Source organism: Streptomyces sp. NPDC016845, assembly GCF_044332585.1.
In the GTDB taxonomy this organism is placed as follows: domain Bacteria; phylum Actinomycetota; class Actinomycetes; order Streptomycetales; family Streptomycetaceae; genus Streptomyces.
The window spans coordinates 32,186-58,415 of the sequence record NZ_JBIRPI010000010.1; the positions used below are offsets into that span (position 1 = coordinate 32,186).

The 26,230-nt window shown below is 70.8% G+C and carries 24 protein-coding genes and 2 pseudogenes; 9 read left to right on the plus strand and 17 right to left on the minus strand.

Going from position 1 to position 26,230, the window contains the following annotated elements; genetic code table 11:
• Positions 1-75: 75 nt before the first annotated feature.
• On the plus strand, positions 76-1,749 hold the full coding sequence (locus ACH4RC_RS23790; protein ID WP_398204240.1) for an LCP family protein: 1,674 nt from the start codon (positions 76-78) through the stop codon (positions 1,747-1,749).
• 29 nt (positions 1,750-1,778) lie between these two features.
• On the opposite strand, the gene ACH4RC_RS23795 is transcribed toward ACH4RC_RS23790, so the two are convergent.
• Complete coding sequence (locus ACH4RC_RS23795; RefSeq protein ID WP_398204243.1) at positions 1,779-2,816, minus strand: glycosyltransferase family 2 protein; 1,038 nt, start codon at positions 2,814-2,816, stop codon at positions 1,779-1,781.
• Between the two features lie 125 nt (positions 2,817-2,941).
• Here ACH4RC_RS23795 and ACH4RC_RS23800 point away from each other — a divergent pair, with 125 nt between their 5' ends.
• On the plus strand, positions 2,942-4,408 hold the full coding sequence (locus ACH4RC_RS23800; protein WP_398204246.1) for an LCP family protein: 1,467 nt from the start codon (positions 2,942-2,944) through the stop codon (positions 4,406-4,408).
• A gap of 56 nt (positions 4,409-4,464) precedes the next feature.
• Here the strand turns inward: ACH4RC_RS23800 and ACH4RC_RS23805 are convergent, their stop codons facing one another.
• A complete protein-coding gene (locus ACH4RC_RS23805; protein ID WP_398204248.1) occupies positions 4,465-5,031 on the minus strand; it encodes an acyl-CoA thioesterase in 567 nt (188 codons plus the stop codon).
• A 106-nt stretch (positions 5,032-5,137) separates the two neighbouring features.
• Here ACH4RC_RS23805 and ACH4RC_RS23810 point away from each other — a divergent pair, with 106 nt between their 5' ends.
• The gene (locus ACH4RC_RS23810) at positions 5,138-6,412 is read left to right on the plus strand and encodes an LCP family protein (RefSeq protein ID WP_398204251.1); all 1,275 of its coding nucleotides are present in this window, start codon (positions 5,138-5,140) and stop codon (positions 6,410-6,412) included.
• A 417-nt stretch (positions 6,413-6,829) separates the two neighbouring features.
• Here the strand turns inward: ACH4RC_RS23810 and ACH4RC_RS23815 are convergent.
• The 3 genes and pseudogenes from ACH4RC_RS23815 to ACH4RC_RS23825 all read right to left on the minus strand — a co-directional run.
• Positions 6,830-7,300: pseudogene (locus tag ACH4RC_RS23815) on the minus strand (hypothetical protein); the annotation flags it as partial.
• Positions 7,301-7,588: pseudogene (locus ACH4RC_RS23820) on the minus strand (hypothetical protein); the annotation flags it as partial.
• A 237-nt stretch (positions 7,589-7,825) separates the two neighbouring features.
• Positions 7,826-8,992, minus strand: a complete 1,167-nt coding sequence (locus tag ACH4RC_RS23825) for an acyl-CoA dehydrogenase (RefSeq protein WP_398204253.1) — start codon at positions 8,990-8,992, stop codon at positions 7,826-7,828.
• Positions 8,993-9,169: 177 nt separating this feature from the next.
• Between ACH4RC_RS23825 and ACH4RC_RS23830 the strand changes: the two genes are divergently transcribed.
• Positions 9,170-10,495, plus strand: a complete 1,326-nt coding sequence (locus ACH4RC_RS23830; protein WP_398204256.1) for a UDP-glucose dehydrogenase family protein — start codon at positions 9,170-9,172, stop codon at positions 10,493-10,495.
• 138 nt (positions 10,496-10,633) lie between these two features.
• On the opposite strand, the gene ACH4RC_RS23835 is transcribed toward ACH4RC_RS23830, so the two are convergent.
• A complete protein-coding gene (locus tag ACH4RC_RS23835; RefSeq protein ID WP_398204259.1) occupies positions 10,634-11,137 on the minus strand; it encodes a CGNR zinc finger domain-containing protein in 504 nt (167 codons plus the stop codon).
• Between the two features lie 112 nt (positions 11,138-11,249).
• On the opposite strand from ACH4RC_RS23835, the gene ACH4RC_RS23840 reads away from it, so the two are divergent.
• Positions 11,250-11,618: a VOC family protein gene (locus ACH4RC_RS23840; RefSeq protein ID WP_398204262.1), complete on the plus strand. Its 369-nt coding sequence runs from the start codon at positions 11,250-11,252 to the stop codon at positions 11,616-11,618.
• Here the strand turns inward: ACH4RC_RS23840 and ACH4RC_RS23845 are convergent.
• The 4 genes from ACH4RC_RS23845 to ACH4RC_RS23860 all read right to left on the minus strand — a co-directional run bounded on the left by ACH4RC_RS23845 (position 11,615) and on the right by ACH4RC_RS23860 (position 16,192).
• On the minus strand, positions 11,615-12,712 hold the full coding sequence (locus ACH4RC_RS23845) for a membrane dipeptidase (RefSeq protein WP_398204264.1): 1,098 nt from the start codon (positions 12,710-12,712) through the stop codon (positions 11,615-11,617). The genes ACH4RC_RS23840 and ACH4RC_RS23845 overlap by 4 nt on opposite strands.
• A 567-nt stretch (positions 12,713-13,279) precedes the next feature.
• The gene (locus ACH4RC_RS23850; protein WP_398204266.1) at positions 13,280-14,470 is read right to left on the minus strand and encodes a dipeptidase; all 1,191 of its coding nucleotides are present in this window, start codon (positions 14,468-14,470) and stop codon (positions 13,280-13,282) included.
• A 31-nt stretch (positions 14,471-14,501) separates the two neighbouring features.
• Positions 14,502-15,002, minus strand: a complete 501-nt coding sequence (gene purE, locus ACH4RC_RS23855) for a 5-(carboxyamino)imidazole ribonucleotide mutase (RefSeq protein ID WP_398204660.1) — start codon at positions 15,000-15,002, stop codon at positions 14,502-14,504.
• Positions 15,003-15,040: 38 nt separating this feature from the next.
• Positions 15,041-16,192: a 5-(carboxyamino)imidazole ribonucleotide synthase gene (locus ACH4RC_RS23860; protein ID WP_398204269.1), complete on the minus strand. Its 1,152-nt coding sequence runs from the start codon at positions 16,190-16,192 to the stop codon at positions 15,041-15,043.
• A gap of 171 nt (positions 16,193-16,363) precedes the next feature.
• Here ACH4RC_RS23860 and ACH4RC_RS23865 point away from each other — a divergent pair, with 171 nt between their 5' ends.
• Positions 16,364-16,924, plus strand: coding sequence for a GtrA family protein (locus ACH4RC_RS23865; RefSeq protein ID WP_398204271.1), 561 nt, complete (start codon positions 16,364-16,366; stop codon positions 16,922-16,924).
• A gap of 16 nt (positions 16,925-16,940) precedes the next feature.
• On the opposite strand, the gene ACH4RC_RS23870 is transcribed toward ACH4RC_RS23865, so the two are convergent.
• Positions 16,941-18,221 carry an ATP-binding protein gene (locus tag ACH4RC_RS23870; RefSeq protein WP_398204273.1) on the minus strand — a complete coding sequence of 427 codons (1,281 nt, stop codon included), beginning with the start codon at positions 18,219-18,221 and terminating at the stop codon, positions 16,941-16,943.
• Positions 18,222-18,319: 98 nt separating this feature from the next.
• Entirely contained in the window at positions 18,320-18,997 is a 678-nt protein-coding gene (locus ACH4RC_RS23875) for a response regulator transcription factor (RefSeq protein WP_398204274.1), read from the minus strand.
• A 512-nt stretch (positions 18,998-19,509) separates the two neighbouring features.
• Between ACH4RC_RS23875 and ACH4RC_RS23880 the strand changes: the two genes are divergently transcribed.
• Positions 19,510-21,006: a peptide MFS transporter gene (locus tag ACH4RC_RS23880; RefSeq protein ID WP_398204276.1), complete on the plus strand. Its 1,497-nt coding sequence runs from the start codon at positions 19,510-19,512 to the stop codon at positions 21,004-21,006.
• A 72-nt stretch (positions 21,007-21,078) separates the two neighbouring features.
• On the opposite strand, the gene ACH4RC_RS23885 is transcribed toward ACH4RC_RS23880, so the two are convergent.
• On the minus strand, positions 21,079-21,363 hold the full coding sequence (locus tag ACH4RC_RS23885; RefSeq protein WP_398204279.1) for a DUF397 domain-containing protein: 285 nt from the start codon (positions 21,361-21,363) through the stop codon (positions 21,079-21,081).
• Positions 21,339-22,187 carry a helix-turn-helix transcriptional regulator gene (locus ACH4RC_RS23890; protein ID WP_398204663.1) on the minus strand — a complete coding sequence of 283 codons (849 nt, stop codon included), beginning with the start codon at positions 22,185-22,187 and terminating at the stop codon, positions 21,339-21,341. Before ACH4RC_RS23890 ends, ACH4RC_RS23885 begins: the two co-directional genes overlap by 25 nt.
• Before the next feature lie 133 nt (positions 22,188-22,320).
• Between ACH4RC_RS23890 and ACH4RC_RS23895 the strand changes: the two genes are divergently transcribed.
• Both ACH4RC_RS23895 and ACH4RC_RS23900 read left to right on the plus strand, forming a co-directional pair.
• Complete coding sequence (locus ACH4RC_RS23895) at positions 22,321-22,488, plus strand: hypothetical protein (RefSeq protein WP_398204282.1); 168 nt, start codon at positions 22,321-22,323, stop codon at positions 22,486-22,488.
• The gene (locus ACH4RC_RS23900; protein ID WP_398204284.1) at positions 22,485-22,787 is read left to right on the plus strand and encodes a hypothetical protein; all 303 of its coding nucleotides are present in this window, start codon (positions 22,485-22,487) and stop codon (positions 22,785-22,787) included. Before ACH4RC_RS23895 ends, ACH4RC_RS23900 begins: the two co-directional genes overlap by 4 nt.
• Positions 22,788-22,942: 155 nt before the next feature.
• On the opposite strand, the gene ACH4RC_RS23905 is transcribed toward ACH4RC_RS23900, so the two are convergent.
• The 3 genes from ACH4RC_RS23905 to ACH4RC_RS23915 are packed head-to-tail and all read right to left on the minus strand — an operon-like array spanning position 22,943 to position 26,204.
• Positions 22,943-24,262 carry a hypothetical protein gene (locus ACH4RC_RS23905; RefSeq protein WP_398204286.1) on the minus strand — a complete coding sequence of 440 codons (1,320 nt, stop codon included), beginning with the start codon at positions 24,260-24,262 and terminating at the stop codon, positions 22,943-22,945.
• Positions 24,259-25,386, minus strand: coding sequence for a hypothetical protein (locus ACH4RC_RS23910; protein ID WP_398204288.1), 1,128 nt, complete (start codon positions 25,384-25,386; stop codon positions 24,259-24,261). The genes ACH4RC_RS23905 and ACH4RC_RS23910 overlap by 4 nt, the downstream gene beginning before the upstream one ends.
• A complete protein-coding gene (locus tag ACH4RC_RS23915; RefSeq protein WP_398204665.1) occupies positions 25,383-26,204 on the minus strand; it encodes a hypothetical protein in 822 nt (273 codons plus the stop codon). Before ACH4RC_RS23915 ends, ACH4RC_RS23910 begins: the two co-directional genes overlap by 4 nt.
• Positions 26,205-26,230: the final 26 nt, after the last annotated feature.

Genomic DNA, 26,230 nt, shown 5'->3' on the forward strand with positions numbered 1-26,230 from the left:
CCCTTCAACTGTCTGACTCTCTGAGACAGCGGGGCGGCCGAGTCATGGCCAAGGGCGGGGAGGGCGGGGCAGGACATGGGGCGAAGTGGTGTGCGCGGAGTGCATACGCGGTCGGAGATCCAGCAGGAGACGGCGGCTCACGTCGGTGAACAGGGCCGGGACGGGGACGCGGCGGACGCGGCGGACGTCGCGGTGTCGGCCGCGGTCGACGGCGCCGGGCCCCCGGACCGTACGCCCCGGGACCGTCGGCGCGCGGGCGGACGGCCCAGGAGAAGCAAACACCGGATACTGCGCTGGACCGCGGGCGTCGTCGCGGTCCTGATCGTCGGCACGGCCGGGGCCGGCTACCTCTACTACCGTCACCTGAACGGCAACATCAAGACGGACAAGCTCAACCTCGGCGAGCACAAGGTCGCCGCTCCCACACCCAACGCGGCGGGCCAGACCCCCCTGAACATCCTCCTCATCGGCTCCGACGCGCGCGACAACAAGGAGAACCAGAAACTGGGCGGCGCCAAGGAGACCTTCGGCGGCACCCCGCTGGCCGATGTGCAGATGCTCGTACACCTGTCGGCGGACCGGACGAACATGTCGGTGGTCAGCATGCCGCGCGACACCCTGCTCCCGCTGCCCAAGTGCACCGATCCGAAGACCGGCAAGGAGTACGAGGCGACGGTCGGGCGGCGCATGACGAACGAGTCCCTCGGCCGAGGCGGGCCCGGCTGCACGGTCGCGACGTGGGAGCAGCTGACCCGTATCCACATCGACCACTTCATGATGGTCGACTTCTCCGGTGTGGTGTCGATGGCCGATGCCATCGGCGGCGTCCCCGTCTGTGTCGACGCCAACATCCACTCCAAGGACAGCCAGGGCCACGGCTCCGGACTGAAGCTGGAGGAGGGCACGCACCCCATCAAGGGCGTGCAGGCCCTGCAGTGGCTGCGGACGCGCTACGGCTTCGAGGACGGCAGTGACATCGCGCGCGCCAAGGCGCAGCACATGTACATGAGCTCGATGGTGCGCGAGCTGCGCGAGAACGCCACGTTCTCCAACCCGGGCAAGCTGCGCACGCTCGCCGAGAAGGCGACCGCCGCCCTCCATGTCGACGAGGGCCTGGACACCGTCAAGAAGCTGTACGACCTGAGCAACGAGCTGAAGAAGCCCGAGCCCGGCCGCATCACCATGACGACGATGCCGTTCGTGTACGTGGGTGCCCGCGTCGCCCCCAAGGAGGGGGAGGCGGAGCAGTTGTTCCGGCTCGTCCGGGACGACATCGCGCTCGACGGCAAGGACGTGAAGAAGCCCGCGAAGGAGGAGACCTCGAAGGACCCGGCCGCGCCGGACGGCGAGATCGCGGTGCAGGTGCGCAACGGGACGCGGACCTTTACGGCGCCCGCGACGCGGGGACGCGCCTCCGAGGTGGCGCAGTCCCTCATCGGCAAGGGGTTCGCCCAGGCGGTCGCGGACCAGGGGCAGTCGTCGGTGGAGGAGAAGACGGTGATCCGCTATCCGTCGGCCGACCTGGAGGGTGACGCGCAGCGGGTCGCCAAGGCCCTCGGACTGCCGCTGAGTTCGGTCGGGAAGTCGACGGACGTGTCCGGGGTGACCCTGACCGTGGGCGCGGACTGGCGGACCGGGACCGCGTATCCGAAGACCGCGACCGACGACAAGGCGCCGAAGTCGGACCAGACGCTCAACGGGGCCGACGACGGCGACTGCATGCACGTGAATCCGGCGTTCACCTGGTAGAGCCTTTCTCCACCGGGCGGGCCTGTCGGTCAGCTGGTGGCGGGCTCGCTGTGCACCGTCGGACGGCGCGAGGCGATGACCTTCCTGGCGAGCGACTTAGGGCTCGTCAGGAAGCCCCAGCCCCACGACATGTGCATCGTGGCGAGGGCTACGGGGATCTGGGCGCGCGCCTTCAGCGGCAGGCCCTTGCCGGCCGGGAGGGAGCCCGCGACGATCGCCGCGAGATAGCCGGCGGGGATCACGAACGCCCACGGTGTCACGGCCGCGCCCACCACGATGCCCGCCGCGATGGCGACGACGGCGGTCGGCGGCGCGAGGTAGCGCAGGTTGATGGAGCCCGCGTGGTAGCGGGCCACGACGTGGCGCCAGCGCCCGTAGTCCTTGTACTGCTTGGCCAGCGCCTTGACGGACGGGCGCGGGCGGTACGCGACCTTCAGCTCGGGCGAGAACCAGATCTTGCCGCCCGCGTCACGGATGCGGAAGTTCAGCTCCCAGTCCTGGGCGCGGATGAACTCCTCGTTGTATCCGCCCTGCCGCTCCAGGGCCTCGCGGCGGAAGACGCCGAGGTAGACCGTCTCGGCGGGCTGGGCGGTGCCGCCGGTGTGGAAGACGGCGTTGCCCACGCCGATCTTCGAGGTCATCGCGGCGGCGACGGCCTTCTCCCAGTCGTTGGTGCCCTGGGCGTGCATGATGCCGCCCACGTTCATCGCGCCGGTCTCCTCCAGGAGGCGGACGGCGGTCGCGATGTAGCCCTGCGAGAGCGCGGCGTGCCCGTCGACGCGGACGACGACCGGGTGGCTGGACGCCTTGATCGCGGCGTTCAGCGCGGCGGGGGTGCGGCCCGTCGGGTTCGGCACGGTGTGCACGGCCGGGTTCTCGGCGACCAGCTGCGCGGCGATCTCGTCCGTACGGTCGGTGGACGGGCCGAGCGCGAGCACGACCTCCATCTCGCCGTCGTACTCCTGCGCCAGGATGGCCTCGACGGCCTCCCGCAGGTGCCGCTCCTCATTGAGGATCGGCATGATCACGGAGACGGCCGGAAGCTGGTTTCCAGAGTTCACGTTCATCCTTGGTCACGTTACCGCCAATGGGGGACATGAATGCGCGCCGTCCGGCCCGCTGCCGCGGTCTGGAGATCGTATCGGCCTACGGTTCTCGGATTCCCAGCCCGCTCACGCGGAGGTGTCCGCCCGTGCCCACGCCGCCCCGCTCCCCGGCCCGCCCGAACCGCCCATCGCGGCCTCCGCAGGGCCGGCGGCCGGTCGAGCCGCTGCGCCGCAAGAAGGCCCGGTGGGGCATGCGGCTCGCGACGGCGCTGTCGGTGACGGTGCTCGCCGCGGCGGGGCTCGGGCACGCGCTCGTCCTGGGGCTGGACACCGGTATCGACCGCATCGACCCGTTCAAGGACATGAAGAACCGGCCCGCCGCCGGGCACGGCATGAACGTCCTGCTCGTCGGCACCGACGGGCGCGACAAGATCACCGCTGAGGAGCGGCAGAAGTACCGGCTGGGCGGGGCGCCCTGCCACTGCACGGACACGATCATGATCGTGCACATCTCCGCCGACCACGAGCGCGCCTCCGTCGTCTCCCTGCCGCGCGACTCGTACGCGATGATGCCGCCGCACACCGACGAGAACAGCGGCGAGCAGCACCACGCGCACCCCGTGAAGATCAACGCGGCCTACGCGGAGGGCGGCCCGCAACTGACCGTCCGTACCGTCGAGAACATGACGCACGTCAAGATCGACCACTATCTGGAGGTCGACTTCACCAGCTTCATGAAGACCGTGGATGTCCTCGGCGGCGTCCAGGTCTGCACCGTCCGCCCCCTCAAGGACTCGTACACCGGACTCGACCTCGGCGTCGGCACGCACCAGCTCAACGGTGGGCAGGCGCTGCAGTACGTACGGGCCCGGCACACCGACGGCGCCGGTGACCTCGGCCGGATGCAGCGCCAGCAGCGCTTCCTCGCCTCGCTCATCTCGAAGACGACCTCGACCGGGGTGCTCCTCAACCCCGTCAGGTTCCGCGAGGTCGCCCGTACGCTGCTCGGCTCCGTCCGCGCCGACGAGGGGTTCGGGACGGACGAGATGGTCGGCCTCGCGCGCGCCATGCGGTCCTTCACGCCGTCGTCCTCGGAGTTCACGACCGTGCCGATCGGCAACATCGACTTCCCCGTGCCGAACATCGGCTCCACCGTGAAATGGGACCCGGTGAAGTCCGGGAAGCTGTTCGCGGCGCTGCGCGAGGACAAGCCGCTCGCCGTGCACAAGAACCGGAGGAAGGCGGTCGTCGTCGACGTCTCGCCCGAGCAGATCCGGGTGCAGGTGGAGAACGCGACGACGACGGCGGGGCTGGGCAGGAAGGCGGATGCCGCGCTTGCCGCGACCCGGTTCCAGACGACCGGGGCCCCCGTCGACGCGGCCGATCGCTCCGGGAAGCAGACGGTCGTGCTGTTCGACCCGCGCTGGGACCGGTCCGCGAAGTCGCTGGCCGCGGCGGTGCCCGGGGCGCGGTTGCAGGCGGTTCCCGGGCAGGGGGCCGTGATGAAGGTCAGGGTGGGGGCGGATTACGCGGGGGTGCGGAAGGTTCGGGCCGAGGATGCGTATCAGGGGGAGTACGGGGCTGTCACCGGGGATGAGGTGGCGTGCTCTTGAGCCGGCTCGGGCCCCTTGACGTGCGGGTCACGGGGCTCTGCCCCGGACCCCGCTCCTCAATCGCCGGAGGGGCTTGTTCGAGAAACGTCGGAGGGGCTGGTTCGGGCCCTCAGCTCCTTGATGGCTCGGCGGCGCGCCAAGCGGTGCTGGCGGCGGATCTGGGCCTCCTGGTGGCGGCGGCGGTCGCGGTCCGTCTCCGGGATGACCGGTGGGACCGCGCGGGGCTTGCCGTCCCCGTCGACCGCCGCGAAGACCAGGTACGCGGAGCCGACCTGCTGGGCGGGCGCCGACTCGTTCCAGCGCTCGGCGAGGACCCGGACGCCGATCTCCATGGACGTCCGGCCGACCCAGTTGACCTGGGCTTTTACATGAACGAGGTCTCCTACGCGGACCGGCTCCAGGAACGCCATCTCGTCCATGGAGGCCGTCACGGCAGGGCCGCCGGAGTGCCGGCCCGCGACCGCGCCCGCCGCGTCGTCCACGAGTTTCATGATCACACCGCCGTGCACCGTACCGAGGAGGTTGGTGTCGTTGTGCGTCATGATGTGCGACAACGTCGTGCGGGAAGCTGCGGTCGGCTTGCCCGGAATATCAGATTCCGTGCCGTGGGCCTGGTCTGTCATGCCCTCCACCCTATGCGCCGCGCCTTTGTGTCAGCTTCGCAACAGCCCTGGCCCGAATTCTCGACCGCCCTGTAAAGCACACCGCCGCGCACGGCAGACTGAGTCCATGAGCGATTGGCCCGAGGGGCGGAGCGACCGGCAGGGCGGCGGCAGCCGTGGCGGCTACGGCCGTGGCAGCGCGAACGCACGCCCCGAGGGCGCGCGTGTCATGCCACATGTGCAGCGGCCCGTTCCGCAGCAGCAGCCCCAGCCCGGCTACGACGACACGTACGAACCGCCGTACGACAGCGGTTACAACACGGGGCAGGTCTACGGCCAGCCCAATCACGGCCAGGGCGGCGGTGGCGGTGGTGGCGACGGCTACGGCCCGCCGGCCGGACGCACCGCGCGTCCGGCGCCGAACTGGCGCAAGCGCATCAAGTGGACCGCGATCACCGTGGTCACCGTCGTCGTGGTGACGAGCGTCTCCACGTACTTCTGGGCCGACTCCAAGCTCCACCGGGACGTCGACCTGTCCAAGGTCATCGACCGGCCCGAGGGCGGCGACGGCACCAACTACCTGATCGTCGGCACCGACAGCCGCGAGGGCATGTCCGACGAGCAGAAGAAGGAGCTGCACACCGGCTCCGCCAAGGGCAAGCGCACGGACACGATGATGATCCTGCACGTCGGGGGCAACGGGGACACGCTCGTCTCCCTCCCCCGCGACTCGAACGTCACGATCCCGAGCTTCAAGGGCGCCGAGTCCGGCAAGCTCTACCCGGCGACCGGCCGCCAGACGAAGCTCAACGCGGCGTACGCCGAGGACGGCCCCGAGCTGCTCGTGCGCACCGTCGAGGCCAACACGGGGCTGCGCATCGACCACTACGCGGAGATCGGCTTCGGCGGCTTCGCGAGCATCGTCGACGCGGTCGGCGGTGTCGAGATGAACCTGAAGGAAGGGTTCAAGGACAAGTGGTCGGGCGCCGACTTCAAGGCCGGCAAGCAGACCCTGACCGGCCAGCAGGCCCTCGCCTTCGTCCGTACGCGCCACGCGTTCGCCGCGTCCGACCTTCAGCGCACCAAGAACCAGCAGGCGTTCCTCGCGGCCCTCGCCCACAAGGTGGCGTCCCCGACGACCGTCATGAACCCCTTCAAGCTCTACCCGACGCTCGGCGCGGGCCTGGACTCGCTCGTCGTCGACAAGGACATGAGCCTGTGGAACCTGGCCTCCATGTTCATGGCGATGAAGTCGGTCTCCGGCGGCGACGGTGACGGCAAGTCCATGAACATGCCGACGAGCGGCTCGGTCGGCGGGAACCTGCTCTGGGACAAGACGAAGGTCAAGCAGCTCGTCGACCAGTTCAACAACGACGAGAAGGTCACCGTCTCCGGCAACTGACACCCGGGGCCGTCACCTGCCCCCGTACTCCTCGTACAGGTCGCCGATGAGGGCGAGGAAGGCGTCGGCCCGGTGGCGGTCCTCCCGCTGGGCGCGCAGGGCCTGGCCGACGGGACCCGGTGCTGCACATCGTCGAGCAGCGGCGAGGTGGTCGGATTCAGGCTCTCGGTGAACAGCCGCCGAGTGGCCTGGGCGGCGGGAGCCGGGTCGGGAGCGGCGAATCCGCTGGTCAGGTACTGGACCGGGTCGGTCGGGCTCCAGCCGACGACGGTGCCGTGCTGGACGAGGAGCGCGACGTCCGGGGCGATCCCGATGCGGGCCTCCAACGGCTCGTCGAGGACGTCGAGGTCGCGCAGACAGGTGAGCACGGTGTCCCCCGGGCCGCGGCAGAGGTCCGCGGTCACCTCCAGGCGGAAGTCCTCCGGCGCGTCCGCGTGCAGACCGCCCGGACTGACGTTCCTGCTCACCGGATCGAACCGGAGCGCGCTTGCGGCGGCCCAGGGCGTCGTAGGCGTAGGAGGTGGCACGGCCGTCGACCAGTTCCGTCTTAACCCGGCCCCGGCGGTCGTACTGGTAGCGCAGTTCACTGTCCGGGCCCGCTGCTTCCAGGAGGCGGCCCGCGCGGTCATGGGCGTAGGTCGTCACGCGGCCGTCGACGTCCTTGCGGATCACCTGGCCGAGCTCGTCACGCTCGAAGGCGATGGTGCCGCCGAGCGCGTCGGTCCGCGCGGCCAGTTGGCCCCCGGCGTCCATCCGACAGGTGAGCGTGCGTCCGTCGAAGTCGGTCTCGGAGACGATGTCACCGGCGGCGTCATACTCGTAGTCCCAGGTCAGACCCTGTGGGTTGGTGACGCGGGTGAGGTGGAGCTGTGCGTCGTGCTCGAACTCGGCGACGGGAACGATGCCGACGACCGGCGGGAAGAACATCGATCCGTCCTCGGTCGCGATGTCGACGGCCAGGCCCGCGGGTTCGTCCAGTGAGGGCACGACCTCGTCGACGATGCGGGCGCCCAGCAGTGCCGCGTACTCCATGGGCTGATCACCACCCGTGCGCGACCGCGCGAACCGGGCGAGCGCCACCTCGTCGGTGAACCCGCACACCCAGCGCACCCCGCCCGACCGCACCGACCAGAGTCCGCCGCCGGACACCGGCACCAGCAGCACCGAACGTCTCATCTCACCGACCAGTGCGCGGGGGTCGCCGACACCCCCTCTCCGCTCAGTGATCCGTTCGGCGAGCGCCGACCGTCGCTGCTCTACGCCGGTTCCCCCTTCGTGGCGTCTTCTGTTGCCTACGGGCAAAGACGTACGAAGTGTTGTGCCAGGTTTCCGGGAGGCGGTGACGGCCACCCGTTACATGCGCGCACGCCCCTGCCGATGCCAGCAGGGGCGTGCGCGTTCGCTCAAGAGGTTCTACGGCAGGTTGCGGGCCATGACGATGCGCTGGACCTGGTTCGTGCCCTCATAGATTTGGGTGATCTTGGCGTCGCGCATCATGCGCTCGACCGGGTAGTCGCGGGTGTAGCCGTAGCCGCCGAGGAGCTGGACGGCGTCGGTGGTGACCTCCATGGCGACGTCCGAGGCGAAGCACTTGGCGGCGGCGCCCTGGAAGGTGAGGTCCTTGTCGCCGCGCTCCGACTTGGCGGCGGCCGCGTACGTGAGCTGGCGGGCGGCCTCGATCTTCATGGCCATGTCGGCGAGCATGAACTGGATGCCCTGGAAGTCGCCGATCGGCTTGCCGAACTGCTTGCGCTCCTGGACGTAGCCCTTGGCGTAGTCGAGGGCGCCCTGGGCGACACCGAGCGCCTGCGCGGCGATGGTGATGCGGGTGTGGTCGAGGGTCTTCATCGCCGTGGCGAAGCCGGTGCCCTCCTCGCCGATCATGCGGTCGGCGGGGATGCGGACGTTGTCGAAGTAGACCTCGCGGGTCGGCGAACCCTTGATGCCGAGCTTCTTCTCCGGGGCGCCGAAGGAGACACCCGGGTCCGACTTCTCGACGACGAAGGCGCTGATGCCCTTCGAGCGCTTCTCCGGGTCGGTGACCGCCATGACCGTGTAGTACTCGGAGACGCCCGCGTTGGTGATCCAGCGCTTCACGCCGTTCAGGACCCAGGAGTCGCCGTCGCGCACCGCGCGCGTCTTCATGCCGGCCGCGTCCGAACCGGCGTCCGGCTCGCTGAGGGCGTACGAGAACATCGCGTCGCCCTTGGCCAGCGGGCCCAGGTACTTCTTCTTCAGCTCCTCGGAGCCGGAGAGGATGACGGGCAGCGAGCCCAGCTTGTTGACGGCCGGGATCAGGGAGGACGAGACGCAGGCGCGCGCCACCTCCTCGATCACGATGACCGTGGCGAGCGCGTCGGCGCCCGAGCCGCCGTACTCCTCGGGGACGTGCACGGCGTGCAGGTCGTTGGCGACCAGCGCGTCGAGCGCCTCCTGCGGGAAGCGGGCCTCCTCGTCCACCGCGGCGGCGTGCGGCGCGATCTTCGTCTCGGCCAGACCGCGGATGGCCTCGCGGAGCATGTCGTGCTCCTCGGACGGGCGGTAGAGGTCGAACTCCGGGTTGGACGCCGATCCGGCCAAGGTGTCTCACGCTCCAAGCGCTGCTAATTACCGTTAAGTAACCCAAATTTTAGTTCTCGGGCCGCGCCACCGATACGTGACCTGCGCGACAGCCGGGAACTTGCCCGCGGATCGACCCTGTCACGCCACGACTATGCTCGTCCCGCACACGCGCAGCCACACCTCTGGAGCTTCGTCATGGCCCTGAAAATCACCGTGATCGGTACCGGTTACCTCGGCGCCACGCACGCCGCGGCCATGGCCGAGCTCGGTTTCGAGGTGATCGGCCTGGACGTCGTGCCCGAGAAGATCGACATGCTCACGCGGGGCGAGGTCCCCATGTACGAGCCCGGTCTGGAGGAGCTGCTGCGCAAGCACGTCGCCGGGATCGAGGGCTCCACCGGGCGGCTGCGGTTCACGATGGACTTCGCTGAGGCCGGGAACTTCGGTGACGTGCACTTCGTGTGCGTCAACACCCCGCAGAAGCACGGCGAGTACGCGTGCGACATGAGTTACGTGGACTCCGCGTTCGCCTCCCTCGCCCCGCACGTGAAGCAGGGCGCGCTCGTCGTCGGCAAGTCGACCGTGCCGGTCGGCTCGGCGGACCGGCTCGCCGGGCTGCTCCCGGAGGGCGTGGAGCTGGCGTGGAACCCGGAGTTCCTGCGCGAGGGCTTCGCCGTGAACGACACGCTGCACCCGGACCGGATCGTGGTCGGCGTCGGCAGCGAGCGGGCCGAGAAGCTGCTGCGCGAGGTGTACGCGACCCCGCTCGACGAGGGCACGCCGCTCGTAGTCACGGACTTCCCGACCGCCGAGCTGGTCAAGACGGCGGCCAACTCCTTCCTCGCCACGAAGATCTCCTTCATCAACGCGATGGCCGAGGTCTGCGAGGCCGCGGGCGGCGACGTCGCCAAGCTGGCGGAGGCGATCGGCTACGACGACCGGATCGGGCACAAGTTTTTGCGGGCCGGGATCGGGTTCGGCGGCGGCTGTCTGCCCAAGGACATCCGGGCGTTCATGGCGCGCGCCGGTGAGCTCGGCGCCGACCAGGCGCTGACGTTCCTGCGCGAGATCGACTCCGTCAACATGCGGCGGCGCGGGGCGATGGTCGAGATGGCCCGTGAGGCGCTCGGCGGCGGGGCGTTCCTGGGCAAGCGGGTGGCCGTGCTCGGCGCCGCGTTCAAGCCGGACTCCGACGACGTACGGGACTCGCCCGCGCTGAACGTCGCCGGGCAGATCCACCTCCAGGGCGGCCAGGTCACGGTCTACGACCCGAAGGGCATGGCGAACGCGCGCCGTGTCTTCCCGACGCTCGGGTACGCGGAGTCAGCGCTCGAAGCGGTGCGGGGTGCCGATGTCGTCCTGCATCTGACGGAGTGGCGGGAGTTCCGGGAGCTCGACCCGGCGGAGCTCGGCGCTGTCGCTTCGGCGCGGGTGATCCTGGACGGGCGCAATGCGTTGGACGCGGCTGCTTGGCGGGAGGCCGGGTGGACGTATCGGGCGATGGGGCGCCCGTCCGCGTAGGGCTTCCGCCTGGGGATTCCGCGCAGGGCGCGTCTTCGTCCGCCCCGTTGCGGGGCGTTCGCGACTGGCCTTCGGGGCGCATGGGCGTGGGCGTGCGGCGTGAACCGTTGCGCAGTTCTTCGCGCCCCTGAAAGCGGCCTACTTCGCCCGGTAGCGGCGCATTTTCGCGCGGGCGCCGCAGACCGCCATCGAACACCAGCGGCCACGGCCGGCCGGGCTGCGGTCGTAGAAGGCCCAGCCGCAGTCCGCCGCCTCGCACGCCTTGAGGCGGGACCAGGTGCCGTCCCCGACGGCTTCGGCGATCGCCGCCGCGACCCGGGAGAGCAGGAGCGCGGCGTCGACCGGGACCAGGGCCGCGGAGCCGTCGCGGTCGTCGACCACCACGCGCAGGGGGGCCTTCGCCAGCAGTTCGCCGAGCGGGGTCACCGTACGGTGCGGGGGGTGGCCCGCGTGGGCCAGGCAGGCGGCGCGCAGGGATTCGCGCAGTGCGCGCGCCTCGTCGACCTCCGCCGCTGTGATGCCGAAGTGTTCGCGCACCTCCGCCGAGCCCAGTGTGTCGGCGCCCGTCGCGATGTCTCGCACCGTGTTCACCAGGGCCTCGATCAGGGCAAGGCCGCCGGGTGCGGACGCGCGCTCACTCATGCTTGCGACGTTACCCCTTTTGCGGCAGCATGCGGTAACGCGTTACCGGTTAAGGGTGCTTAGGGGTAACCGAAGCGACCGTGACCGAAGCAACCGTGACCGAAGGAGAATCATGGCCATCGCCAAGCTCGATGTCGTCGCCCTCGACTGTCCGGAACCGCGCGAGCTCGCCGACTTCTACGCGGCCGTCCTCGACGGCACCGTCACGGACACCGAGGACGACGGTGACTGGGTCGTCCTCAAGGTGCCGGGGGCGCAGCTGGCCTTCCAGAAGGCGCCCGGGTACACGCCGCCCGCCTGGCCCTCCGCGGAGTCCTCGCAACAGTTCCACCTGGACCTGACCGTCGCGGACCTGGACGCCGCCGAGAAGGAGGTCCTGGCGCTCGGCGCGACCGTGCTCGACAACGAGGACAAGAGCCGCAGCTGGCGGGTGTACGCGGACCCGGTCGGACACCCGTTCTGCCTCTGCGCCGCGTCCTAGCAGGTCGCCGCCGACGGGCCCCTGCGGCGTCGCGTATCGCGGGCCGTGAACTCCACGCCGCGCAGCACCCGCTGTACGTTGCCCCAGGTCAGCAGCGCGACGTCGGTCTCCGGCCAGCCCCGGTCGAGGAGTTCGGAGATCAGCGCGGGGTAGCCGGTGGAGTCGGCGAGGCCCTCGGGGTGCGTGTCCCCGGTGTCGTACATGCCGGACAGGCCCACCGCGCCGGGGCCCGCGACGCGGCGTACGTGGTCGAGGTGGTCGGCCACGTCCCGCAGGGCGGGGCCCGTGCGCGCCGCCGAACACGGCACCAGGCACACGCCCCGGTTCTCCCCCAGGGCCGCCAGGAGGTCGTCCGAGGCGTTGTCCGGGTGGCTGTTGAGGGCCCCGGCGCCCGAGCGGGTGAGGATCGCCGGGGCCTTCGACACGGCGAAGACACGGGCGCAGGTCGCCGGGGCCGAGCCGGTCAGGTCGACGACCATGCCGAGACGGTTCATCTCCCGGACCATCTCCTCGCCGAACCGGGTCAGGCCGTCCTGCGGGGCCCACGGCGCGCCGCTGAGCGTCAGCACCCGCAGGCCCAGGTGGTGCAGGGCGCGCAGCGTGCCCAGGGAGTCGCCAGCGGCGGTGGCCGGGGCCGGGCCGACGAGTACGGCGATGCGGCCGTGGGCGCGGGCGTCCGCGGTCTCCGAGGCGGAGCGCGCCAGGCGCAGGCCCTCCGGGTAGCGGGCGACGACGTTGTTGGCCAGGTCGATCTGTTCCAGCGCCGACGTGACCGGGCGGTCCGGGGCCGTCTCGAGGGCCCACATCAGCGCGCCCGTAACGCCCTCGCGCAGGCGCGGCAGATCCGTCTCCACGGCGTGCTCGCCCGTTTCCAGGTCGTACCAGGGCAGGGTGGGCAGCGTGCCCAGGAGTCCGCAGCAGCCGTCGGCGACCGGGTGCCGGTGGAGCAGGTCGCGGGCCGAGGCGGCACTCCGGGCGGGGCCGGTCCCGGGTTCGGGCTCCGGCTCGGGCAGACGGGGTTCGTCCAGCGCGGCGGGGCTGTCGAGCTCGCCCACGCCCGTGGTCGCGGTCAGTTCGTCCTGTAGGTCTGCCATGGGCACGGCTCCGGCCGGGGAGAGGTGGGGACACGCGGTTCGCTCAGATTGGCACGGAGGGTGGGGCGGGTACGCGGTGGGCGGCGCCGTTCGGGGGACTTGGGTGAGCCGAACGGAGTCACGGACGCGTCCAAGGTGACCCGGCGTTCGGTATGCGGCCCGTCTTCACCGTGGCCCGGTGCTGAGGCACGGTTCGTGCGCGGGCCCTGTCTCGCGGTGGGTGGCGCCGGGGTGACCTTGCTCTTGCGCGGGCCTACCCGCACCGCCACCCGGCGCTGGAGGCCACCGAGTTCCCGCGCGAGCCCACCCGCACGGCCACCCGGCGCTGGGAGCCGCCGAGTTCTCGCGCGACCTCACCCGCACAGCCACCCCGCGCTGGGGGGCCGCCTTGCCCACCCTGCCGCCCCAGGCGGCAGATTGCCCAAGGCGGGGGCGGGGGCGGCTCGGGTGGTCAACTGCTCGGGTGGCGGTTGGGCCGCGGCGGGGCCGCTGGTCCCAGGGTCGGTGGGAAGCGGTCGGGGGGCCGGGTGCTCGGGGTGGGAAGCGGACCGTTGGCTCAGGGCTGTGTCAGGTGTCCAGTTGGTTCAGGGTTGCGTTGGACGCGCCCCGGGTCGTCCGGAGGTCCCGGGCCACTGCTTCCGCCGCGCCGAGGACCCGCACCGCGTTGCTCCACGTCAGTTTCGCCAGGTCCGGCCTGGACCAGCCGCGGGCGACCAGCTCCGCGATCAGGTTCGGGTAGGCCGAGACGTCGTTCAGGCCGTCGGGGGTGAAGGACGTGCCGTCGTAGTCGCCGCCGATGCCGATGTGGTCGACGCCCGCGACCTCGCGCATGTGGTCGAGGTGGTCGGCGACCGTGGAGACCGTGGCGACGGGGCGCGGGTGGGTCTCCTCGAAGGCGCGGTGGAGCTTCATCGCCTCGGGCGAGGAGTCGAGGTGGTGGAAGCCGTGCGCGCGAAGGTTGTCGTCGGCGGCGGCGGTCCAGTCGACGGCGGCCTGGAGGACGAACTTCGGCACGAAGGTCGCCATCGCCACTCCCCCGTTGGCGGGGAGCCGTTCGAGGACGTCGTCGGGGATGTTGCGCGGGTGGTCGCAGACGGCCCGCGCGGAGGAGTGCGAGAAGATCACCGGTGCCGCTGTCGTGTCCAGCGCGGCGCGCATCGTCGTCGCCGCCACGTGCGACAGGTCGACGAGCATGCCCTCGCGGTTCATCTCCCGGACGACCTCGCGGCCGAACGCGGAGAGGCCGCCTACACCCGGCTCGTCCGTCGCCGAGTCCGCCCACGCGATGTTGTCGTTGTGGGTGAGCGTCATGTAGCGGACGCCGAGCGCGTACAGGGCCCGTAGCGTCGCCAGGGAGTTGTTGATCGAGTGGCCGCCCTCGGCGCCCTTGAGGGAGGCGATGCGGCCTTCCGCGCGGGCCGCTTCCATGTCGGCGGCGGTGAGCGCGGCCCGCAGGTCGCCCGGGTAGCGCGCGACGAGCTGGTCGACGCAGTCGATCTGTTCGAGCGTGGCGCTCACCGCCGCGTCGCCGGTCAGGTCGGTGCGTACGTAGACGGACCAGAACTGCGCGCCCACGCCGCCCGAACGCAGCCGCGCCAGGTCGGTGTGCAGGTGGGCGCTCTGGTCGGCGGCGATGTCCCGCGCGTCGAGGTCGTAGGTGACCTGCTCGCGCAGCGCCCACGGCAGGTCGTTGTGACCGTCGACGACAGGGAACTCGGCGAGTATCGCCTTGGCCTGCTGCAACGCCTCGTCCGTCATGCCGCACACTCCCAGATCACGTACGTACCGCTCACTTGCCGAAGCCGAAACCGGCCCCGGCGCCCTCCGCCTTCGCCCGGAGCCGCTTGCCCTTCTCCGTCGCCTGGTCGTTCAGCTCCTGCTGGAACTCGCGCATGCGGCCGAGGAGTTCCTCGTCGTGCGCGGCGAGCATGCGCGCGGCGAGCAGCCCCGCGTTGCGCGCCCCGCCCACCGAGACGGTGGCGACCGGGACCCCGGCGGGCATCTGCACGATGGAGAGCAGCGAGTCCATGCCGTCGAGGTACTTCAGCGGCACGGGGACGCCGATGACGGGCAGCGGGGTCACCGAGGCGAGCATGCCGGGCAGGTGGGCGGCGCCGCCCGCGCCCGCGATGATCGCCTTGAGGCCGCGCTCGGCGGCCTGCTCCCCGTAGGAGATCATCTCGTGCGGCATCCGGTGCGCGGAGACGACGTCGACCTCGTAGGGGATCTCGAACTCGGCGAGGGCCTTCGCCGCCGCCTCCATGACGGGCCAGTCGGAGTCCGACCCCATGACGATGCCGACGACGGGGCCGGCGGTGCGTGCGGCGCTCACTCGGTGATCGTGCCCTTCAGGTATCCGGCCGCGTGCCGGGCGCGGTCGAGGACCTCGTCCAGATCGTCGCCGTAGGTGTTGACGTGGCCGACCTTGCGGCCGGGCTTCACGTCCTTGCCGTACATGTGGATCTTCAGCTGGGGGTCGCGGGCCATGCAGTGCAGGTAGGCGCTGTACATGTCCGGGTAGTCGCCGCCGAGGACGTTGGCCATGACCGTCCACTTCGCGCGCGGGCGCGGGTCGCCGAGCGGGAGGTCGAGGACGGCGCGGACGTGGTTGGCGAACTGCGAGGTGATCGCGCCGTCCTGGGTCCAGTGGCCTGAGTTGTGCGGGCGCATCGCCAGTTCGTTGACGAGGATGCCGGGTTTCCCGTCGGGTCCGCGGGTCTCGAAGAGTTCGACGGCGAGGTGGCCGACGACGTCCAGCTCCTTGGCGACGCGCAGCGCCAGCTCCTGCGCCTCGCCCGCGAGCGCCTCGTCCAGGCCGGGCGCCGGGGCGATCACCGTGTCGCACACGCCGTCGACCTGCTGGGACTCGACGACGGGGTAGGCGACGGCCTGTCCGTGCGGCGAGCGCACGACGTTGGCCGCCAGCTCCCGTACGAAGCCGACCTTCTCCTCCGCGAGGACGGGGACGCCCGCCTTGAAGGGCTCACCCGCCTCCGCCTCGGAGCGCACGACCCAGACGCCCTTGCCGTCGTAGCCGCCGCGCACGGTCTTGAGGACGACGGGGAAGCCGTCGCCCTCCGCCGCGAACGCGGCCACGTCCGCCGTGTCGCGCACGATGCGGTGGCGCGGGCACGGGACGCCGAGCGCGGTGAGCTTCGCGCGCATCTCGCCCTTGTCCTGGGCGTAGAGCAGCGCGTGCGGTCCGGGGCGGACGGGGATGCCGTCCGCCTCCAGGGCCCGCAGGTGCTCGGTCGGCACGTGTTCGTGATCGAAGGTGATCACGTCACAGCCGCGCGCGAACTCGCGCAGCGTGTCCAGGTCGCGATAGTCGCCCACGACGACATCGCCGACGACCTGCGCCGCGGAATCCTGAGGAGTGTCACTGAGGAGCTTGAACCTGATGCCGAGCGGGATGCCCGCCTCGTGTGTCATACGAGCGAGCTGGCCCCCGCCGACCATGCCGACTACCGGGAACGTCACACCCCCAGGGTATCGGCCGTTCGGCCGGAACCCGTACGGGCCTCCCCTTGGAGGAAGATCCACAAACGTCGTCACCGGGCGACTTCCGGAGCGCGTGGTTAGCATGACGGGAGTGGTCCTGACGGATCGCGTGACCATGTTGACGGGGACTACGGGGGCTGAGGCGACCACATGAAGGCGACCACCAGCCGAACATCCGGTGCGGACAGCGGGGTGCGGCCGGGCCGTATCGGCGCACTGCGGCAGCGTTTCGACGCCCTGGCCCGCGAGATCGCCAAGTTCGGCGTCGTGGGCGCGCTGGGCGTGCTCGTGAACTTCGCGGTGTTCAACGCGATGCGGCACGGCACCGACCTCCAGGTCGTGCGGGCCAGCGTGATCGCGACGGTCGTCGCGATCGCCTTCAACTACGTGGGGTTCCGCTACTTCACCTACCGCGACCGCGACAAGAGCGGCCGCGCGAAGGAACTGTCGCTGTTCCTGCTGTTCAGCGTCGTCGGCCTCGTCATCGAGAACGGCGTCCTGTACGTGGCCACGTACGCGTTCCACTGGGACAGCCAGCTGCAGAGCAACGTCTTCAAGTTCCTCGGCATGGGGCTCGCGACCCTGTTCCGGTTCTGGTCGTACCGGACCTGGGTCTTCAAGGCGCTGCCGGCGCGGGAGACCGTGGCGCGCGCGGAATCGTTCCTGGAGGACGGGCCCGAGGCGAAGCCCGTCCACCGCGTCAAGCCGTAGGTGGCGTACGGGCTGCTCAGCGGATCGTCTCCGGGTCCTCGTCGCCCTCCGCGTTCTTCCTCACCGGGGTGCGCGACAGGAACAGGCCGAAGACGGGCGGTGCCGCCTGGAGCATTTCGAGCCGGCCGCCGTCGGCCTCCGCGAGGTCGCGGGCGACGGCGAGGCCGATGCCCGTCGAGTTCCGGCCGCTGATGGTCCGCTCGAAGATCCTCGAACCCAGCTCGGTCGGGACGCCCGGCCCCTCGTCCGTGACCTCGATGACCGCCTGGTTGCCGGTGACGCGGGTGCGCAGGGCGACCGTGCCGCCACCGTGCATCAGCGAGTTCTCGATCAGCGCGGCGAGCACCTGGGCGACCGCGCCCGGCGTGCCGACCGCCGTGAGGTGGCGCTTTCCGGACGAGACGATGGCGCGGCCCGCGCTGCGGTAGGCCGGGCGCCACTCCTCCAGCTGCTGCTTGATCACCTCGTCGAGGTCGAAGGTGACGGCCGAGCCGGTGCGCGGGTCGCGCGAGTTGGTGAGCAGCCGCTGCACGACGTCGGTGAGCCGCTCGACCTGCGCGAGCGCGATCGTCGCCTCCTCCTTCACCTCGGCGAGATCGTCGGTCATGGTGATCTCTTCGAGCCGCATCGAGAGCGCGGTGAGCGGGGTGCGCAGCTGGTGCGAGGCGTCGGCGGCCAGGCGCCGCTCGGCGGTGAGCATACGGGCGATGCGCTCGGCCGAACCGTCGAGGACATCGGCGACGCGGTCCAGCTCGGGGACGCCGTAGCGCTTGTGGCGCGGGCGCGGGTCACCGGAGCCGAGGCGCTCCGCGGTCGAGGCCAGGTCGGTCAGCGGGGACGCGAGCCGGTTGGCCTGGCGGACGGCGAGCAGCACGGCGGCGACGACCGCGAGCAGCGCCACGCCCGCGATGATCAGCAGGGTCCGGCCGACCTCGCGGGTGACGGCCGAGCGGGGCTCCTCGACGGTGACCTTCTCGCCCCGCTCACCCTCGGCGGTGTACGTGATGACGTCGCCCTGCGGTTCCGCGCCCAGCTCGATGGGGGCGCGGCCCGGGATGGCGACGACCGCGTACCGCTCCTCCATGGCGATCTGGTCGGCGAGGATGTCGCGGCTGACCTGTTCGTCGCTGAGCAGGCGGCTGTCCACGATGGAGGCGAGGCGGACCGCCTCCGACTCGACGCGGTCCTGGGCGCTGTTGCTGATGGTCCGGGTCTCCACGATGACGAGGGAGACCCCGAAGACGGCGATCACCACCAGGACGACGGCGAGGGTGGAGTTGATGAGTCGGCGGCGCATTGTCTCAGTGTCCCGGACTGTGGCCCCGCGCTGGAGTTGCCGTCACGGGGCTCCGCCCCGTACCCCGCTCCTCAAGCGCCGGGGGGGTTCGGTTCCGCTCAGCTTTTCTCGAAGCGGAAGCCCACGCCGCGCACCGTCGCGATGTACCTGGGGTTCGCCGCGTCGTCGCCCAGCTTCTTCCTGAGCCAGGAGATGTGCATGTCGAGGGTCTTCGTCGAGGACCACCACGTGGTGTCCCAGACCTCGCGCATCAGCTGGTCGCGCGTGACGACCCGGCCCGCGTCGCGCACGAGCACCCGCAGGAGGTCGAACTCCTTCGCGGTGAGCTGGAGTTCCTCGTCGCCCATCCAGGCGCGGTGCGACTCCACGTCGATCCGGACGCCGTGCGTGGCCGGGGCCTCCTTCGGCTCGGCGGCGCCGCGCCGGAGCAGGGCCCGGACGCGGGCGAGGAGTTCGGCGAGGCGGAAGGGCTTGGTGACGTAGTCGTCGGCGCCCGCGTCGAGGCCGACGACGGTGTCCACCTCGTCGGCGCGCGCGGTGAGGATCAGGATCGGCACCGTGTGCCCCTCGGCGCGCAGCCGCCGGGCGACCTCGAGACCGTCCATCCCGGGCAGGCCCAGGTCGAGGACGACGAGGTCGATGCTGCCCTGCAGTCCGGCGTCGACCGCGGCCGGTCCGTCCTCGCGCACTTCGACCTCGTAACCCTCCCGGCGCAGGGCGCGAGCCAGTGGCTCCGAGATGGACGCGTCGTCCTCGGCGAGCAGTACACGGGTCATGGGGTGATGGTAGTCCGCGCCGGAGGACGGCCGTGGGGTGATCGGCGAGAGCGCCCCCGCAAGGGAAACGGAACCACCACCTCCGGGTTCGTCTCCTGCGGCTGTGGGGTGCGATCCTGAGAAACACCTTCGAATCAGGGTGAGCGGTTCCACATGGGCCTGTGATCCATCTCTCAAGTCCTTCCATATGCGCCCCTGTCGTGTCGTATGGTGACCGAACGCCTGATGCACTAATGGGGGACCTTAGGAGCGCACTGCGCACCGAAGGTCCCTTTCCTGTGTGAGCTGACCGCGGTCAGCATCGAAAGGAACGACCTGTGGCCGGGCCCCGCGCGTAATGAAGCGCCGCGGGGTGTGGATCCCGGGTCCGCCGTACCTCGTCGCGTGCGATCACCTCGCCGCGGCAATCCCCCCGGGCGTGGGGAGGACGGTAGGACTCCGGTGCCGGCCGACCCCCCACCGGGCGCGCACCAGCTCTGCGCCGCGCGTCCCGCACACCCCGAGGATCGACCATGGCGTCCAGCCTGACGAAGGACTCGCCCAGCACCCCTGGGACCGAGAAGACCTTCTTCGGCCACCCCCGCGGACTGGCCACCCTCTTCATGACCGAGATGTGGGAGCGCTACAGCTTCTACGGCATGAAGGCACTGCTCCCGCTGTACCTGATCGCGCCCGGCGGCATGCACATGAGTGCCACCAACGCGACGGCGATCTACTCCGTCTACATGTCGATGGTCTACCTGCTCGCCATGCCGGGCGGCTGGGTCGCGGACCGCTTCTGGGGTCCCCGCAAGACGGTCGCCATCGGCGCCGGAGTCGTCATCCTCGGCCACATCACGCTCGCCCTGCCGAGCGCGGCCACCTTCTTCGCCGGTCTGGCGCTCGTCGCGCTCGGCTCCGGCCTGCTGAAGGCGAACATCTCCGTGATGGTCGGCCACCTCTACCAGGGTCCGAAGGACCCGCGCCGTGACGGTGGCTTCACGCTCTTCTACATCGGCATCAACGTGGGCGCCTTCCTCGCCCCGCTGACCATCGGCACCGTCGGCGAGAACGTCAACTGGCACTTCGGCTTCGCGCTCGCCGCGCTCGGCATGGCCCTCGGCCTCGGCCAGTTCCTCCTCGGCTCGCGTCACCTGAGCGAGCAGAGCAGCGTGGTCTCCCAGCCCGCCACCCCCGAGCAGCGCCGCTCCGCCCTGCGCAACGGCCTGATCTGGCTGGTCGTCGCCGCCGTGCTCTACACGCTGATGGGCGTCACCGGGAACTTCGCCGACTGGGCGCTGATGCCGCTGATCATCGCCGGTCTGATCATCCCGATCACCGTCCTGGCGCGCATGAAGCGCGACAAGGAGCTCAGCACCCTTGAGCAGTCGAAGCTGTCGGGTTACATCTGGTTCTTCGTCGTCGCCGCCGTCTTCTGGATGATCTACGACCAGAACGGTTCGACGCTGTCGATCTTCGGCGAGAACAAGACGACGAACCACCTGCTCGGCTTCGACTTCCCGACCTCCTGGTACCAGTCGCTGAACCCGATCTTCGTCATGGCGCTCGCCCCCGTGGTCGCCTCCGCCTGGCTGTGGCTGAACAAGCGCGGCAAGGAGCCGAGCACGGCCGTCAAGTTCGCCTCCAGCCTCACGCTGATCGGCATCTCCTTCCTCGTCTTCCTCATCCCGCTGATCGACACCGCCAACAACGGCGGCCGGGTCAGCCCGATGTGGCTGGTCGCGATCTACTTCATCCAGACTGTCGGCGAGCTCTGCCTCTCCCCGGTCGGGCTGTCGCTGACCACGAAGATGGCGCCGGAGAAGTACAGCGCCCAGATGATGGGCGTCTGGTTCCTCGCGGTCACCGCGGGCGACTCGGTGACGGGTCTGCTGACCTCTCCGCAGCTCGGCGTCGATCTCAACAACACCGGCGCGGTCACCGTCGAGGCGATCCTCGCGGTCATCGCAGGCTTCGGCATCTGGACCTCCCGCAAGAAGGTCAAGGCGCTGATGGGCTCCGTCAACTGACGCCCACGCCCCACTGACACGACAGGGCCGCCGCACCGTTCGTCCGGTGCGGCGGCCCTTTTCGTACGGGGGTCAGCGCGTTCGCAGCGATGCCACGAAGGTCGTCCAGGCCGACGCCTCGAAGACCAGGGCGGGGCCGGTCGGGTTCTTGGAGTCACGCACGGGGACGATTGCCTCCGGCATGTTGTCGGCGACTTCTAGGCATTCGCCGCCGCTGGTGTTGCTGTAGCTGCTCCTGCGCCAGGACGCGGCGGCCAGGAAGTCGTCGGAGACCTCGACGCATGCGCCGCCGTCGGTGTTGCTGTAGCTGCTCTTGCGCCAAGTCGCGGCGCTCAGGTCGATCGTGGTGGTGCGCACGGTGCTCCCTCCAGCAGTTCCCCGATGAACTCCCTCGACGCGGCGGGGGACAACGCCTGGTCGCGCATCGCATCGTAGGCGAGTTGCAACGGTTCGACTTGGCTGTTGTCCTCGATAAGTTCACCGTGGACGTCGTTCTCGGTGTATGCCACCGTACGTCCCCTCGCGTCACGCAGGAAGATCACGTCGGTGTTCATCAGGCCGAAGGGCCCAGCAGTGAACGGCAGTACCTGGAGTACGACGTTCGGGCGCCGAGAGGCATCCAGCAGATGCTCCAGTTGGGCTCGTCGAGCCTGCGGGTCGCGCAACCCCAGGTGCAGGACTGACTCGTACAGGATGGTGCGGAAACAGGGAGCGCCCTCCTTCGTCAGCAAGTCGGCGCGACCCAGACGCGCCTCGACCTGCCGGTCCAGCTCCTCGCCCTCATGGCCACCCGCGGCAAGCAGTTCGGTCGCGTAACCCCTGCTTTGGAACAGGCCGTGCGCGCTGCTGATCCCGAAGTGCCACAAACTCGTCGCCTCCGCCTCCAGAAGCATGTACCGGCGGTACTGCTGCTTGAACTGCGTCGGGTCGTTCTGTGCCAACTCCCAGAGGGTGAGCATGAATTCGGGTGTTCCGTAGACGTCGTCCAGCGCCTGGGCCAGTTCGGGCCCGCCCAGTGTGTGCCCGCTCTCGACCTTGCTGAGCTGGGACGCGTCCCACCCCGCCTTCTTGGCGAGCTGGCGGAGGCTGAGGCCGCTGCGCCCACGCATGACACGGGCCTGTTCGGCATAACGGCGGCGGGGTTCGGTGCTGCGGTCGGTGACCGTAAGTCTCATCGGCATGGTGTTGCCTTTGTTGAATTTGGCGGCCGGATGTTGCACTTGCGCTGTTCCAGGGCGTTTTCGGCCCCGCGCGGCGGCATCCTCGTACCACCGCCCGACACGCACGGTAATCCCGCTGCTGCACTGTGTACGGGTGAACCTCGAAGAAAGGCCCGGTACGACGATGAAGACCGACAACAGCAGGGCACTCCCGCAACGGCGCAGGCGGCACGCGAGCCCGGCGCATACGTGGGCGGCGCGCGCCACCCCGGCCACCCTGCGGGCCGTCGAACGGGCGCTGCTGCGGCTGGCCGCCGCGTGAACGAGAAGCCGGCCGTCGGCTATTGCGATGTGTGCGCCGCCTTGCGGGCGCAGCGGGACGCGGCCCATGCGGCGGGGCGCGAAGGTGAAGCGGGCGCGCGCGAGCGGGAGTTGGGGGCGCACGGATCCCTGGGTCCCGCCGTCCCGGTCGCCGGGTGCGAGATCTGCGCCGACCTCGCGGCCCGGCGGGCACGGGCCCGTGCCGCGTACGACTACAGCGTGCAGACCGACATGAACGTACAACTGCGCGCGCACCTGGAGGAGGAGCACGGGGTGGTGCGGGGGGCGGCGCCGTCATGAGAGGGCGGCGGTACGACGGGGCCTTCTGGAGCGGGGTTCTCACCCTGTGCAGCGTCGGCGCGCTGCTCGCCGCGATCTGCGTCTTCGTGCACCAGTGACCATGGCGACGGCGACGGCGGGGGCGGCCTACGCATCTCTCCCCCGCCGTCGTCACGTCACCGCGTCCTGGCCGCCCGGCGCGCTCGCGGCAGGAACGTGAAGACCGCGCCGCCCAGCAGGATCACCGTTCCGGCGACCAGGCCGAGCGCGCGCAGGGCGCCGTCGTTCGAGGCACCGGTCTCGGCGAGGCCGCCACCGGTCGAGGCGTCGGAGCCGCCCGCCGAGCCGCCCGAGCCTGATCCGGATCCCGAACCCGAACCCGTACCGCCTGCCGCGCCACCCTCCACCGCCTTCGTGTCGATCTCCAGGGAGACCGCCGTCTTCGTCGGCGTACAGGTCGTCGTCGTGCCCAGCGCCTTCACCGTGAGGACGCCCGGCGACAGGGTCGACTTTCCGTCCGCGCCCGGCTTGTACGTACCGGTCAGGTTCGGGATCGTCATCGGGTCGCCGGACTTGATGGGCGCCTTGTTGGTCGGCCCCTCGACGTTCACCGTGCCCTTGTCGGCGCCGCCCAGCTTCACCGCCATCGACGGCTTGACCGAGTCGGCCGGGATGTCGGCGGGGCTGTCCATCACGGACGCCCCGAACGTGACCGTCAGGGCGTAGTTCCCGCCGTCCTTCTTGGCGTTGATCCGCACAGGGGAGGTGGCGTTCTTGTCGCCGATGGGGGTCTTGCAGGCGTACGGGACCGACACCTCCTTGCCGGTGAAGTCGGTCTGACCGCCACCGCCGCCGCTGGTGGAGCCGCCGCCCGTGCTGGTGGAGCCGCCGCCCGTACTGGTGGTCCCGCCCCCGCCACTCGTGCCGCCCGCGCCGCCGCTCGTCCCTCCCCCGTCCGTCACCTTGACGGTCACGGCGGGCTTGACCGTCTCCTTCGGGGCGCACTTGGTGTCGGTCGAGATCGGCTTGTTGACGTTGATGGTGTACGCGTCCGGGGTCAGCGTCACGTCCCCGGCCGTGGTCAGCTTCAGCTTGCCCGTCATGTCGGACAGGACCATCGGGCTGTTCTTGGGGATCGCCGGGTTCTTCCGGGCGCCCTGCACCGCGAGGTCGCCGCTCTGCGCGCCGCCCACCTTGACCGTGCCCGTGGGCTGCACGGTGTCGGCGCCGAGGTCGAGCACGTCCGGGTTCTTCGAGGCGGCCTGGGTGGTCTTCCACACGACGTCGATCTCGTCGCCGACCTTGGCGGTCGCGGGTGCCGTGATGTCGGCGACCGTGGTCCCCTCGACCGGCGGAAGGCCCGAGACCGACGGCGGTATGCACTCCGTCTGATACGAGGACTCCGCCGCCTGCGCCGGGGTCGCGGCCAGCCAGAGGCCCGCACCGGACAGGATCAGGGCGCAGCCGGCCGCACCGGCTCTCCGTTGCCTGCTCACGTGTTTCCTTTCGTCGTCCTGCTGTTGTCGGGCGGTGCGGAGAGCTGCCCGGCCGCGGGTCCGCCCGGACCGGTGTCCGGGGCGAACCAGGGCAAGGTCGTCGTGGTGGAGGCGACGCCGTCCTGCGGGGCCTCCGGGTCCGGCCTCCGGGCGGGCACGGGCCGCGTCCCGGGGAGCCGCTTCGTACGCACGGGGAGGCGCCGGGCGCTTCGGCGCCGCCCCGACAGGCGCTGGTCGCGCGGGCGCAGCCGGTCCACGACCGCCATGCCGATCCGGAAGGCGGCGGCCGGGACGACGACGCACAGCAGGATCCAGAAGAGTGTGACGCCCCAGGGCCTGCCGACGCCCCACGGCTGCTCGGCCAGCACCTTCCCGCCGTACTTGAGCGACACCAGGTAGTCGCCGTGGGCGCCGCCCGTCAGCTCCACGGGGAGGGTGATCCGCGCCTTGCGGCCCGGCGCGATGGTGCCGCGCCACTGCTGCTCCTCGTACTGCGGCGCGAACACTCCGTGCGACGTGCCGACCTGGAAGACGGGGTTCCTGACGGGGGACGGGCCGACGTTGCCCACGGTGAAGACGAAGTTCCGGGCGGGCGGGGCGCCGAACCACGTGAGGAGGCCGCTCGATCCGTCGAGCCGGGTGTCGGTGACCATCGACAGCTGACCGGCGCCGGACTCTGCGGGCAGCGTCCGCACGGGATGCCCTGCGACCTTCAGCACGGCGTCCGCCTGCGCCTTCGGCCCGCCCTGCACGGTAGCGACGTGCACGACGCACGGGCAGGGCCTCGGCGGCTCGACCACCGGGAGCCGCCTGCTGAACGTGCCGCGCGGGTCGGTGGTGACGGCGCGTCCGGCACCGTTGGCGCAGGAGTTGGTGCCGCCGATGACGCCGCGCGCCGGGCTCGACTGCCCGCAGACCAGCAGCATCAGCAGCGCCTTCGACCCCCACCCCGCACCCTTGACGGTGATCGACCCACCGGCGCCCGCCTGGGACCTGGAGAGGGTGACGGTGGGCGGGTCCGCGGCCGTGGCCCAGGGAGCCGTTCCCGTGAGGAGCGCGGCCACGAGGGCGAGTACGGTCAGCAGCCGCGCGGCCGGGGCGCGGTGTGTGCTGCGACGGGTCATGGCGCGCTCCTCACATCACCGGTGTCGGTGCCGGGTCGGTGTCGACGGCGTACGAGGCCGCGGGCGGCGCTGCCCACGGCCGCGAGCAGGGCGAGGGCGCCGGCGAGCGGCCCCCACGGCACGAACCGGGCCGTGGCGGTCGCCGAGTCCCGGGCGCCGCCGCCCGCCGTGACCGTCACCTTCACGTCGACGGCATCGAACGCGGGGGCGTCGGGCCACGGCTCGGTGAGGGCGGCCCGGCGGCCGGGCGGCAGTTCCAGCGGCAGGGTGCGCGGCGCCTTGTCGAGGACGTTGCCGAGGAGTCCGTCGGCGGTGACCGCGAGGCGGGGGGTGAGCGTCGTGTTGCCGCGGTTCACGACGTCGTACGTGATCCGGTGTCCGTCGACGACCCGTACGTGCTCGACGGTGAGCGCCGCCAGGGTGGGGCCGCCGACCCGGAGGTGGACGCGGACGCGGGAGGTCCGGTCCCCGGCGTCCGCGACGATCGTGCCTGGACGGTCACCCGGGGTGGCGCCTCTCGGCACGGTGACCGTGAAGGGGATCTCGGCGCGGGTGCGGGGCGGGACCCGTATGTCCCTGTCGGCCAGCGTGATCCAGGCGCCGGTGCCGCGCAGAGTGACCCGGAGGGGGCTGGTGGTCGGATTGGTGACGGCCACCTCGTCCTCCAGGACTGTGCCGGGTGCGCCCTCCGCGTAGATGTACGGGCGGGTGTTCTGGGGGCCTGCGGATGCGGTGAGGGTCCAGTGCGAAGGGCCTGCGGCGACCGGGATGGTGGTGAGCGCCGCCAGCAGGGTGGCCGCCGCTCCGACCACGCCCACGCGCCGTAGGGGTTCGTGTCCTGTCG